The sequence below is a fragment of the Prevotella sp. AM34-19LB genome (assembly GCF_003468525.1).
Classification (GTDB): Bacteria; Bacteroidota; Bacteroidia; order Bacteroidales; family Bacteroidaceae; genus Prevotella.
This window is the reverse complement of the sequence record NZ_QSIG01000010.1, coordinates 67,144-80,112: the sequence shown is the minus strand read 5'-3', so window position 1 is coordinate 80,112 and position 12,969 is coordinate 67,144. Positions and strand designations below refer to the sequence as shown.

Genomic DNA, 12,969 nt, shown 5'->3' with positions numbered 1-12,969 from the left:
CGACTTTACTTTTTGCCAACATTACCCAGGCGATGCCCTGGGCTAGGAGCTTTTGGGCTTTCAGCCCGACTTCGGCTGCCATAATCTAAACTTATGACACACCCTCATTTCTTTTTATCCGAATTTCTCAACGAACTCATCTTCCGTGATGATAGGGATGTTGAGTTCGTGTGCCTTCTTGTTCTTTGAACTCTGCGAGGCTGCATCGTTATTAATCAGATAGTTGGTACTCTTGCTTACGCTTCCCGTCACCTTGCCACCTTGGCTCTCGATGTACGCCTTCAACTCGTTGCGGTTTTTATAACGATGAACATCGCCCGTTACAACGAAGGTCAGTCCGTCGCACTGCGTGCCTTTCTCTACAGGAGCCTGTTCTGTAATGGTCAGCTCCTTCATCAGATGCTGTACGTGAGCGAAGTTGTTGTCATCTTTGAACCAGGCGATGAATTTGGCACTTTTTTCAGGACCAATGCCGTCGATGCTGGCAAACTCATCATCAAACATGCAGAGTCGTGCGGTTTCTATCAGTTTCTGGACAGGATAGCGTTCAATCAGCTTTTTGGCAACATCACCTCCACACAGTGGGATGTTCAGAGCATAGAGCAGATGACGACCATCTGTATTTCGGCTTTTGCGGATGCTTTCCAGCATATTGCCTACACTCTTCTTTCCGAATCCTTCCCAGGAAGAGATGACATAGGCATGATCAGAAAGATGATAAAAGTCTGCATATTCACTGATCAAGCCTTCGTTTACCAGCTTCCAGATGGTCTGTTCTGAAATACCTTCTATGTTCAAACCTTCCTTGCTCACGAATCTCGTGAACTTCTTCAACTGCTTCGCCGCACATTGAGGTTGGTACAATGCAGTGTTTTCGTACCGCTTTCGCTTTCTCTAACGATAGCTTCAGCATGGCAGACAGGACACACTTCAGGAATTTCAAAAACACCAAGTGATTCTGTCACATTGATCACCTTTGGGATAATCTTGTTGGCCTTGATTACCTGCAATCGGGTTCCCTTGCCTCCGATACCCAAACGCTCGCATTCACTTACATTGCAGAGAGATGCTCGCTGAACAGTTGTGCCTTCCAGTTCTACAGGCTTGAAGACAGCCACTGGAGTGATGGTATTGGCTGCACACGACCATTCGATGTGGTCGAGTTCGGTATCGGCGTGCTCATCCTGCCATTTGAAGGCGTAACCGGCTCTTGTAGCATGATGACCTGTTACGGAACCCGTAGCAGCATAGGAGGTGTCATCGTAGCAGATGACGAGACCATCTACAGGGAAAGGATTCTTCTTATTGGTCACCTTAGCTGTAAATGCATCAATTTCCTGTTGAATGTTTTCGGTAGTTGGCTGTTCTATGTTCTGGCGTTCTACCGGATGAAAACCCAGTTCTTCCAGCCACTGCATTCTTTTGCCCCATGATGTGATTTCCAGTTCGCAATAAACCAGGGTGAAAGGAATCCATTGGATATGGCGCTGCTTTACTTCTTCAACATCTTTCAAAGAAAGAGATCCGGATGCAAGATTGCGGGGATTGGCGTAATCACCTTCGCTTTCGATGATAAACTGCTCGAAGTCGGCATAGGAGATGACAGCCTCGCCACGAATCACGAGATGTCCCTTTTCTGTGATGGACTGCGGAATACCACTGATAGCTGGTGCCAGATGCGTAATGTTGGTGCCAATATGACCATTACCGCGAGTTACCACCTTGGTGAGTTTGCCATTGTCGTAGGTCACTACCAAGGTGAGGCCATCCAGCTTCCAGGAAATCCAGATAGGGCGGTCTTCTGCCCACTTGACGAGGTCGCTGACCTTCTTGGTCTTTGCCAGAGAGAGAGCTGCGAACTCGTGTTCTTCCTTCTGACCGACGATAATATCTTCAGAAACTTTGTTGGTAGGGGAGTCGGGGAGAATTTCGCCGGTTTCCTCTTCCAGCTTCTTGAGTTGGTCGAACAGGGCATCCCATTCGTAATCGGTAAGGATTTCTCCTTTGCCGTTATAATAAACATCAGAAGCTTGGTTCAGTTGATTGACCAAGCTTCTCATTCTATTTAATTTATCCTCCATAATGTCTGTAAATCGTTATTGTATCTGTGGCTGTATCGTTTGCTTTTCGAAAGCAAAGCGCATACCTCTGTTCCCATAGTTGATTCTTCCGCAGATGCAGAAGCCCATAGAAGAGAGCAAGTTAATCATCGGAAGATTATCGAAATTGGTATCTACCTTGATGCTAGGCACCTTTTCTACCTCGCAGAGACTGTTCACCTTATTAATAAATATACGTGCGAAACCCTCACGCTGATATTTTGGCAACGTAGCAAAGCGATGTATTACATAATAATCGCCTGTGGTAAGCCAGTCGCCATCGATAAAATCGTACTGTGGTTCACCATTGAGTGCTACTGCGCCATAGACAGCCACCTCGCCATCTACGGTAAGTACGTATGCATTACCATTGTTGATGTCGTCTCTTATATCGTGCTCAGCAGGATAATCATTAGTCCACTGATGACGTCCTGATGCGATCATAGAGCGACGAGCCTGGTCAATGATGTTCCAACACGCCTCAAAGTCCTTAATATATGCAGGTCGAAAATCGGTCTTCATTTCTTTGTATATTCACTTAATTATTTATTAATCGGGTGCAAATTTAACAAAAAAAAACGAATTAAAAGTACAAACGAAGAAAAAACTGCATTTTTACCCGCATTTTTCCTTTAATTTCTGTTTTTTTCATCTTTTCGGTAGTTAAAATGCGCTATTATCTCTTAAGTTTTACAAGTAAAATATAACGCCCTGTGAGGTCAAAAAACATAAATCTCTTCATGCTTTTGCCTGACAGGGCGACTTCCCTTAGAGTGCTAAAGTCTTATCAAGTTCGGCGATAATAGCATCCTTCTGATCCTTGATGTGCTGACCGATGAATACAATCTTGATCATACGGTCACCAAGTTCCTCATCCCATTCCTTCTCGAGCTGCGGATTGTTCTTGCGCAATTCTGCGAGCTGGTCGGCTGGCATTGTTGCGAGCCACTGACCTGCCTGCTTGACAGTCATCTGCTGACCTGCCTGCTCGAAAACATAACACATGTCTGGTTCATCAGCAAAATAGCAGATACCCTTGGCACGAACGACGTCACGAGGCCATTTTCTTGCAACAAACTCATCGAAGAGAGCCAGGTCGAATGCCTTGCGGCGATAATATACGAAGGTTCCGATACCATATTCCTCAACCTCGCCACCTTCGTGGTCGTGGTCATGGTCGTGATGATGATGATGGTGGTGGCCGTGCTCATGATCCTCGTGGTGGTGATGCTCATGGTCTTCATCCTCGTGGTGGTGATGCTCATGCTCTTCTTCATCATGCTCCTCTTCTCCGCTTCGTTCAGATTCGATTTCCTGAATCCAGCCTGCTGATGTTGCAACAGTCTGCCAGTCAAACTTGTGAGTATTGACAATCAGATCGAGATCTACATCACCATAGTTGCATTCGAAAATCTCTGCCTTAGGCTGGATAGCGCGGATAATCTGCTTCAAGTGCTCCAACTCCTTAGGCTCTACATCTGCTGCCTTATTGAGAAGGATGATGTTGCAGAATTCCATCTGCTGGATGACGAGAGAAGCGAGATCCTCCTCATCGAGGTTTGGCTTCATCAAATCAGAACCATTGGCAAACTCGTCCTTCATACGAAGTGCATCAACTACAGTAACGATGCTGTCTAGGCGCAAGATACCGTTCTTGATATACTGAGGACCCAGGGATGGGATAGAGCAGATGGTCTGTGCTATAGGTGCAGGCTCGCAGATACCGCTTGCCTCTATTACAATATAGTCGAAACGCTTCATATCTACGATTTCCTTGAGCTGTTCTACAAGATCCATCTTCAAGGTACAGCAAATACATCCATTCTGGAGTGAAACCAGGGAATCATCCTTCTGACCTACCACGCCACCTTTCTCTATGAGAGCTGCATCAATATTCACCTCACCGATATCGTTGACGATAACGGCAAATTTGATACCCTTCTTGTTAGCCAAAATCTTGTTGAGCAGGGTAGTCTTACCACTGCCCAGATAGCCTGTCAAAAGCAGGACTGGAACTTCTTTATTGTTCATAAATTCCTCTTTTTATAGTGTTATACTTTATAGTGCTATACTTTAATTACGAAAACGGGAGCAGCAAATAACATGCCACTCCCGCCTTATGAAAAGTTAATTATTACTTACGATAGTTATCAAGACCCTTATGCAAGAAGTCAAGATAAGCACTGACATCCTCCTTGAAGCTGAATGCAGCGTTCAGAGGATTTCCCTCATTATCCACAGGAATGTAGAATGGCTGGGCATTAGCACCAAACTTGCTTGCCTGCAAGTAGCTCCACTTGTCGCCGATGGTTCTCAATGTACGCTTTTCGCCATTGAAAGTCACCTCCATAGGCTGTGACAATGGAGTCTTGTCATCTACATAGAGAGAGATGAGTACGTAGTCCTTTGTCAAAATGTCAGTAACACTAGGGTCTGTCCAGACTGAAGCCTCCATCTTACGGCAGTTGACACAACCGTAGCCGGTAAAGTCAATCAGTACAGGCTTGCCTGCTGCCTTTGCTGCTGCCATACCTTCCTCGTAGTCCTTATAGGCAGGTTCTACCACTTTGGTGTTCAGGTTGAAATCCTGGGTATTTACTGGTGGGGCAAAAGCACTTACTGCCTTGCAAGGTGCACCCCAAAGACCAGGAATCATATACACGGAGAAAGCCAAGGAACAAAGACCAAGCATAATGCAAGCTACTGGCATTGGCTTGTTGAGGTCGCCGCCGATGGCATCTACCTGGAACTTCAACTTGCCAATCAGGTAGAGACCGAGCAGGCCGAAGATGACAATCCAGAGTGAGAGGAATACCTCGCGGTCCATAATGTGCCAGCCATAAGCCAAATCTGCTACAGACAAGAACTTCAAAGAGAAAGCAAGCTCAATGAAACCAAGCACAATCTTGATGGTCTCCATCCAAGAACCAGACTTAGGAGCTGACTTCAACCAAGATGGGAAGAGTGCAAAGAGGGTGAATGGCAAGGCGAGAGCAAGGGCAAAACCAAACATACCAATGGTTGGCGCCAACCAGTCGCCCGATGTAACTGTCTGTACCAGAAGTAAGCCGATGATAGGGGCGGTACAAGAGAAACTTACGAGCACGAGTGTGAACGCCATCAGGAAGATGCTGATGAGTCCTGTTGTGCTGGAAGCCTTGTTATCTACAGCATTACCCCAACTGTCTGGCAACTTGATTTCGAACCATCCGAAGAATGAGAATGCGAAGACTGCCAGAAGCAAGAAGAGGATGATGTTGAATACCGCACTTGTACTAAGCGCATTGAGGGTACTAGGACCTGCGATGGCAGTAACGGTGAGACCGAGTGCCAGGTATATGATGACAATACTCAAACCATAAGTGATGGCATCGCGGATACCCTTCTTCTTGTCATTCTTGGCACGCTTCAGGAAGAAGCTTACTGTCATAGGAATGATAGGCCAGATACATGGCATTACAAGAGCGAGCAAACCGCCCACAAAACCAATAATAAAGATATAGAAGAGTGAATGGTTGGCAATGTCATTGTTGCCACCAAACGCCTGAAGCTCCTTTACAACTGGTTTCCACCAAGCCTTAGCATCATCGCCATCTACAGAGAATGAAGAATCAATATTAGCTGTGCTATCTACTTTCTCTGCTACGGCAAGTTGAGCCAGAGAGTCTGCTTTCGCTTTAGCGAGAGCTGCTGGATCTTCTGTCTTTTCGTTAGCTTTCGCATCTCCAGGGCTGACAGCATCCTTGCCATCTACAGCAGGAGATTTGCCACTATGCTTGAAGCTTGCCTCACTAGGAGGAAGACAATTCTGGTCGCTGCAAGCGCCATACTCCAGATAAGCATCGATAAGATAGTTAGGCTTGGTGAACTTCACTTTCTGAACGAAAGTAGCGCTACCCTCGAAGAAGCGTAACTTCATCTCAAAGAGAGGATCGAACTTTGATATTTCATGGCCACGAGCCTGCAACTTGCCTACGAGTTCAACACCGTCAAGCTTGTTTACGTTAAAAGTGGCTGAAATAGGTCCGTCTGCGCCCAAACCTGTAGAATAGACATGCCATCCCGGTTGGATCTTTCCATTAAACACGATTTCCGCTACAGCGGTTCCGTTGGTCTTGAGCGATGTAGAGAACTTCACAGGGTTCATCATCTGTGCATGAGCCAACATTACTACAAAGAGTAACTGTAAAACTGCAATAAACTTTTTCATTTCTATTTGTGTACTAATTTTGATTGCAAAGATACTAAATTTTACTTAAAACACGGCAATCATCGAAGTATAGGTACTTGCCTTTTAGTTTTTTTTAGAAAAAATGCTATAAAATCATCTCTCTTTCTTGGTAATATAACAAAAATTCTGTATTTTTGTAGCCAAATTGCAAATGAGGAAAAGAAGATTATACATATTCAGTCTCTGGATAGCTACATTGAGTATATTGCTATCTACGGTGATGACCCATCATCACCACATGGGGCGTATCTGTATGATTCAGGAGCAATGTGAGCAGGATGGCAACATCAATGATGAGCATACCGAACATCATGAACAGGAAAATGACAGCGACCGTGAGAACTGTAGCGTTCGTCAAATGCATCAGTTTGTTGTCAATTCCAAGGTGGTGAAGGGTGTCCGCAAGTTGCTGGTAGATGAGAACCATCAGTTGATGGTCCTGTCTTGTTCTTCTCTTTTAACTCTCCCTCGTCTCTCGCTTATTTCAGTGAGATGGCAGCATGTGGCAGCTTCTCCGCTTGCTGAGGAACTGGCGGCAGGCTATAGCAGACGGGGACCTCCTTCTATTTTATGATTTTACAAGTTTGCCACTTGGTTGCAAAAATCGGTTTGAAGATTCGAATGCAACTGAGTTGCAAGGGTTTTTGTGTACTTTTGCCACCGGATTTTTGATAAGATTCGTGGTGTGAAATTGTTGTGTAGAATTGTAAAATAGGTAGAATTATAAAATAGAAGGAAAAAACAAACATGAAACGAATAGTTTTGATTGTCGTCGTTACGGCGATTGCCTGGGCTGGATTTGCTTTCTTCGCGAAACAGACTGGTTCAGAGGCTCATGCATACGAGGAGCATGAGCCTGAAGAAGTAGATTTTGATCATATTCCGTTGACTGCCAAGCAGGTCAGCACCGTAGATTTGAAGATGGGGGAGGCTGTGGAGCGCGAGATGGATGCTACCATAGAAGCGAAAGGATCGCTCGTACTGCGTGCACAGGCGATGGGTGATGTTGCCTCTTTGATGGGCGGTATCGTGAAATCTATTTTTGTAAAAGAAGGACAGCTTGTTCATAAAGGACAGGTTGTTGCTACCGTTGAAAATACAGATGTGGTAAGTCTTCAGCGTGAGTATTATTCTGCTGCCAAGGAGTGTGAACTTGCCAAGGCGGATTTGGAGCGCCAACTTCTGCTCAGTAAGCAGGGAGCAGGCGTGAAGCGTACCTTACAGCAGACCCAGAAAGATTACCAGGTAGCTCATGCCAATCTTCTGGGTATTGGCAGACAGCTCAGCCAGATGGGTATTTCTACTTCCGCTGTATCCAAAGGCAAGTTTACTACGGCGTTCCCTTTGCATGCGCCTATCTCCGGCATCGTGAGCGAGATGACTGCCAGTCTGGGAAGTTATGCTGATATGCAGACTCCTCTGATGAAGATTAGAAACACCCAGGCGGTGGAATGCGACCTCAATGTCTTCGAGAAGGATTTGGCGAAGGTCAAGGTGGGCAATCGGGTGACCATAAACCTGACTAACCAGCCTGGCGTAAAACTTTCTGGAACCGTTTATGGCATGAACCAATACTTTAACGATAGTTCGAAAGCCGTTGCTGTTCACGTAAAGTTGGATGCGGCTAGCGTGAAGAGTTATCTGCATTCTTCGTCAGGCAATACTCATGGCGGAAAGCTTTTCGCAGGTATGTATGTAAGTGGAAAGATAGCTACAGGCAGCCAGCAGTGTCTCGCTTTGCCATCCCAGGCAATTGTGAGCGCAGATGGCAAGCAGTATGTCTTCGCTCTCAATGGAGCTCCCAGCAAGGGTAACTACAGCTTCTCCCGTCATGAGGTGACCACAGGCACTTCGGATGGTAAATATACAGAAGTGAAGCTTTGCGACCATCTGTTGAAGGGCAAGGATGGAGCTGCCGGCAAGAAGATTGTAACCGCGAACGCTTATTATCTGGCTTCGCTTACGGGCGAACATGGTGAGCATGCACATTAAGAAAGGGTAGCTTATGTTTCAGAAACTTATTACTTATTCCATTCGCCACAAACTGGTGATTGGAGTACTCTCTATAGCCCTGGCGATATGGGGTGTCTGGTCGCTTGTGCATCTGCCATTCGATTCCACCCCGGACATTACAGATAATCAGGTGCAGGTTATCACTCAGGCTCCTTCGCTGGGAGCTCAGGAGGTGGAGCAATACGTAACCACTCCTGTAGAGATGGCACTTGCCAATATACCCCGCATCCAGGAACGCCGAAGCATTTCAAGAAGCGGACTCTCAGTTATCACGCTTGTCTTCGACGATGCTGCCGATATCTATTGGGCACGTTCGCAGGTGAGTCAGGTAGTGGAACAGTTGGAGAAAGAACTGCCAAAGAACACCGAAACCGAGATGGGACCTATCGCCACCGGATTGGGCGAAATCTACCACTATACCATCCGTGCCAAGGAGGGATACGAGCATAAATACTCGCTCACCCAGCTCAGAACCATGCAGGACTGGATTGTGCGCAAACAGCTTTCCGGAACCCCGGGCATTGCGAGGTAAGCGGTTGGGGCGGCTATGTCAAGCAATATGAGGTGGCTATCAATACCGACCAGCTGAACGCCAGCGGGGTCTCCGTAAGCGAGGTGTTTGATGCCTTGCAGCGCAACAATGCCAATACGGGTGGCAGCTACATCGAGCAGAATTCCAACCAGTATTATATCCGAGGCATCGGTGTGGTGAAGAATCTGGAGGATGTTGCCAACATCACGGTGAAGACGGTGGATGGAACACCAGTCAAGGTGGGCGATGTGGCAAAGGTTCAGCTGGGTCACGCCACCCGTTTCGGTGCCGTTACCCGCAATGGCGAAGGCGAGGTGGTGGCTGGTATCGCCATCATGCTCAAGGGTGAGAACTTCCAGGAAGTTATCAAAAATGTAAAGGAACGAATCAGTCTGATCCAGAAATCACTTCCGGAAGGAGTAGTGATCGAACCGTTTATCGACCGAACCAACCTGGTGGATCGGGTAGAGGGCACCATCGCCCGCAACCTGATTGAAGGCGGACTTATCGTAATTTTCGTACTTGTTATCTTCCTAGGTAACTGGCGAGCCGGACTTGTTGTAGCAAGTGTCATCCCACTGAGTATGCTCTTTGCCTTCGGTATGATGAAGACCTTTGGCATCGACGGAAACCTGATGTCGCTGGGAGCCATCGACTTTGGAATGATAGTGGATTCTGCGGTCATCATAGTTGAAGCTGTGGTGACTCATATCAATACCGGTCATTTCTCGCAGCCGGAAGTTCGTGCTGCTTATCTTGCTCAGTGTCAGAATGGCGGGGCTGCAACTCCATTTGCTCTGACCCAGAAACAGATGGACGAGGAAGTTCATTTCTCAGCTTCCCGAATCCGACAGAGTGCTGCGTTCGGCGAAATCATCATTATGATTGTATATATTCCGCTGATGACACTGGTAGGAATCGAAGGAAAGATGTTCCGTCCGATGGCACTTACGGTATTCTTTGCCATTCTGGGAGCCTTCATTCTCTCGCTTACCTATGTGCCGATGGCAAGTTCGCTGATGTTAAGTCGAAAGGTACATACCCGAAAAACATTCTCCGACCGCGTGATAGAGAAGTTGCAGGCATGGTACCGTCCGGTTCTTGACTGGGTCTTGGCACGTAACAAGGATGTCATCACAGGTGCTGTGGCTCTTTTCTGCGTCAGTGTCGTGGGCTTCAAATATCTGGGAGGCGAATTCATCCCAAGTCTGGAAGAAGGAGACTTTGCCGTGGAAATGAGTATGGCGCAGGGAACTTCATTGTCGCAGATGGTGGAGAGTTGTACCAAGGCTGAAAAGCTGCTCAAGAAGGAATATCCAGAGATTAAGCAGGTAGTAAGCCGTATAGGTAGTGCTGAGATTCCTACAGACCCGATGCCGGTAGAACGTGCCGACATCATGATTGCACTGAAACCGAAGGCAGAATGGACCTCTGCTAAGACTACTCCAGAATTGATGGAGAAGATGGAGGAAACCTTGAGTGCCATTCCTGGATTGGAAGCAGAGATTTCCCAACCCATTCAGATGCGCAACAATGAGCTGCAGACAGGTATCAAGCAGGATGTGGCTGTCAAGATATTTGGTGATGATCTGGACGTGCTCACCCAGCAGGCAGGCAAGGTGAAGAAAATGATAGAAGATGTGCCGGGCGTGAGCGGTATCTTTGTTGAGGAAGTTGCCGGTCTGCCTCAAATCCAGGTAAAATACAACCATGAAAAGATGGCGGCCTACGGGGTTAGTGTGGATGATATCAGCGAGATATTGGAAACCACCTTTGCCGGAGCCGTGGCGGGTTCTCTGTACGAAGGAGACAAGAAGTTTGATATCGTACTCCGTATAGATCCTTCGCAGCGCAACGTGGAGACGCTTGAGCAATTGAGCATACCTCTCAAGGATGGTACGAATATTCCGTTGTCCCAGGTGGCAGATATTGATTATTCACCAGCGCCGACTCAGGTTTCTCATGAAGATGGTGCCCGCCGCATCTATGTTGGATTCAACGTGAAGGGCAGGGATGTGCAGAGTACCGTGGAGGATATCCAGGAGATTCTCGATGAAAAGCTGAAGTTGCCGGATGGCTACTATTATAATTATGGTGGTGAATTTGAAAACCTGCAGAGTGCAACCAACCGTCTGATGGTAGTGATACCGATAGCGCTTGTCATTATCTTGCTGTTGCTCTATGCTACGGTGAAGAATGTCCGTGAGTCGCTCTTCGTCTTCTCTGCCATTCCGCTGGCTGCCATCGGAGGAGTTTGGGCTTTGTGGCTCAGAGGTATGCCTTTCAGCATCTCGGCAGGTGTCGGCTTCATAGCCCTCTTTGGTGTAGCGGTGCTCAATGGAATCGTACTTATCGGACAGATGAACCAGATGCAGCGTGAAGAAAAGACTGCAGACAAACTGTCAGCATCCATGGGAGTTACAGAATTGATTCATCATCGCATCATCGAGAGCTGTATGGTTCGCTTGCGTCCTGTCTTGATGACGGCACTTGTCGCCTCTATGGGTTTCCTGCCTATGGCACTTTCCCAGGGTGATGGAGCAGAGGTACAGCGACCACTGGCTACGGTGGTGATAGGTGGTCTGATAACCAGTACACTGCTCACTTTGCTGGTGTTGCCTGCTATCTACAAGACATTCACCAGGAAATAGGCAATTAAGAAGATAACATAAAACATTTAGGATGAACAAGAAAAAAAAGAAAACTATATTCGGGCTGGCAGCAGTTTTGATGCTGCTGGCCCCTTCAGAGGCAAAGGCTCACCTTTTCGATGCCACCATTCCCGGCACGAAGATGACTTTGGAGCAGTGTTTCCAGTTGGCAGATAAGCAGAACCTGACGTTGCAGGCTGGAAGAAAATCGATAGAACGTGCCAAGATAATGGAAGGAACGGCATGGGATGTGGACAAGACAGAGATTGCTTTCGGACAGAATCCGGCTTCAAGCGGCGATACCGATAATGCTCTTGCATTTTCACAGGGCATCGAATTTCCAACGGTTTATACCGCCCGCCGTGGTCAGCTTAAGGCAGAAACTCAGGCTGAGAAAAGTCGTCTTGGTGTAACTAATCAGCAGATTAAGCTTGAGATTGCTTCTGCTTATTATGCGATGCTCTATCAGACCCATCGTCTGAGCATCCTTCAGCGCCAGGATTCTATCCTCGACCGTTATTGCGATGTAGCCGAGAAGCGTTACAAGGCAGGTGAAGCCAGACAGCTGGAGTTCCTTACAGCCGAGCGCTTGCGTAACGAAAACCATTTAGAGATGGTAAATGTGAAGAGTGAGGCTGAGAACAAGCAGATGGAACTGATGGCATTATTAAATACCGATCAGCCAGTTTTGCCTGCCGAATCTTATCTCATTGCACTGGAATCTCCTGTCAGCGGAACCTTCAACTATCAGCAGACTGCTGATGCGCAGTATCAGCAAGACCGTCTGAAGGCACTCGATAAGGAGGTGAAGTGCGCCAAGACTGGTTATGCGCCATCTCTTTCGCTTACGGTTCGCACCCAGGCACTCATTTCCAGTTGGGATCCTTACCACATCGACCGTCAGCGTTTTACCGAGGGTAACTTCTTCGGCTTTGAGATTGGTGTAGGCGTGCCTCTCTTCTATGGCGCTACCAAGGCAAAGGTGAAGGCTGCTAGGAAGGATCGTGAGGTAGCTGAACTGGAGATGCAGCAGGATCGAAGAGAAAAGGAACGTGATTATCGCCTAGGCTACAACCGTTTCCAGAATGCAGCCAAGCGCATGGCTTATTATAATGGCGAGAACATTTCCAAGGCAAAAGATATCGTTCGCCTTAGTACTGCCGAGTATGAGAGTGGAGAAATCAGCTATGTGGAATATGCCAATGCCTTGCAGGAGGCGATAGATATGGGTATGAAGCAGGCTGATGTCATCAATGAATATAATGAGGCAGCCTTGGCTTTGCTGGGGCTTTCGAATAATCTGTAATTCAACTTTCGCAAGTGAGGGAATTGATAGAAGTTAAAGAAGTTATCACTCCCTACGGTCGTTCGGGAGGTTAAGAGACAATAGTATTCTTTCGTAAAACGTAGGACATTTGTCCCTTAACTTCCCTCTAACTTCTC

The 12,969-nt window shown here is 47.1% G+C and carries 6 protein-coding genes and 2 pseudogenes; 4 read left to right on the top strand and 4 right to left on the bottom strand.

The genetic code is table 11. The annotated features are described in order from the left end of the window. Positions 1 to 114: 114 nt before the first annotated feature. The 4 genes and pseudogenes from ligA to DW830_RS04930 form a co-directional block, all read right to left on the bottom strand. A pseudogene (ligA, locus tag DW830_RS04945) lies at positions 115 to 2,081 on the bottom strand (NAD-dependent DNA ligase LigA). Positions 2,082 to 2,096: 15 nt separating this feature from the next. Beyond that, positions 2,097 to 2,621, bottom strand: a complete 525-nt coding sequence (locus DW830_RS04940) for a GNAT family N-acetyltransferase (protein ID WP_119249113.1) — start codon at positions 2,619 to 2,621, stop codon at positions 2,097 to 2,099. A gap of 246 nt (positions 2,622 to 2,867) precedes the next feature. After that, positions 2,868 to 4,130: a CobW family GTP-binding protein gene (locus DW830_RS04935; protein WP_119249112.1), complete on the bottom strand. Its 1,263-nt coding sequence runs from the start codon at positions 4,128 to 4,130 to the stop codon at positions 2,868 to 2,870. A 103-nt stretch (positions 4,131 to 4,233) separates the two neighbouring features. Next, complete coding sequence (locus DW830_RS04930; RefSeq protein WP_119249111.1) at positions 4,234 to 6,309, bottom strand: protein-disulfide reductase DsbD family protein; 2,076 nt, start codon at positions 6,307 to 6,309, stop codon at positions 4,234 to 4,236. Positions 6,310 to 6,526: 217 nt separating this feature from the next. Between DW830_RS04930 and DW830_RS04925 the strand changes: the two genes are divergently transcribed. From DW830_RS04925 to DW830_RS04910, 4 genes and pseudogenes are all read left to right on the top strand, one after another. After that, positions 6,527 to 6,904 carry a hypothetical protein gene (locus tag DW830_RS04925; RefSeq protein ID WP_158573443.1) on the top strand — a complete coding sequence of 126 codons (378 nt, stop codon included), beginning with the start codon at positions 6,527 to 6,529 and terminating at the stop codon, positions 6,902 to 6,904. A gap of 173 nt (positions 6,905 to 7,077) precedes the next feature. Next, positions 7,078 to 8,322, top strand: a complete 1,245-nt coding sequence (locus DW830_RS04920; protein WP_119249109.1) for an efflux RND transporter periplasmic adaptor subunit — start codon at positions 7,078 to 7,080, stop codon at positions 8,320 to 8,322. A 13-nt stretch (positions 8,323 to 8,335) separates the two neighbouring features. Next, positions 8,336 to 11,526, top strand: a pseudogene (locus DW830_RS04915) (efflux RND transporter permease subunit). A 31-nt stretch (positions 11,527 to 11,557) separates the two neighbouring features. Further along, on the top strand, positions 11,558 to 12,832 hold the full coding sequence (locus DW830_RS04910) for a TolC family protein (RefSeq protein ID WP_119249108.1): 1,275 nt from the start codon (positions 11,558 to 11,560) through the stop codon (positions 12,830 to 12,832). Positions 12,833 to 12,969: the final 137 nt, after the last annotated feature.

What these genes read in the sequence shown, in the direction of transcription:
- DW830_RS04920 (WP_119249109.1), top strand. Translation starts at nt 7,078, where the DNA reads ATGAAACGAATAGTTTTGATTGTCGTCGTTACGGCGATTGCCTGGGCT.
- DW830_RS04940 (WP_119249113.1), bottom strand. Translation starts at nt 2,621, where the DNA reads ATGAAGACCGATTTTCGACCTGCATATATTAAGGACTTTGAGGCGTGT.
- DW830_RS04930 (WP_119249111.1), bottom strand. Translation starts at nt 6,309, where the DNA reads ATGAAAAAGTTTATTGCAGTTTTACAGTTACTCTTTGTAGTAATGTTG.
- DW830_RS04935 (WP_119249112.1), bottom strand. Translation starts at nt 4,130, where the DNA reads ATGAACAATAAAGAAGTTCCAGTCCTGCTTTTGACAGGCTATCTGGGC.
- DW830_RS04910 (WP_119249108.1), top strand. Translation starts at nt 11,558, where the DNA reads ATGAACAAGAAAAAAAAGAAAACTATATTCGGGCTGGCAGCAGTTTTG.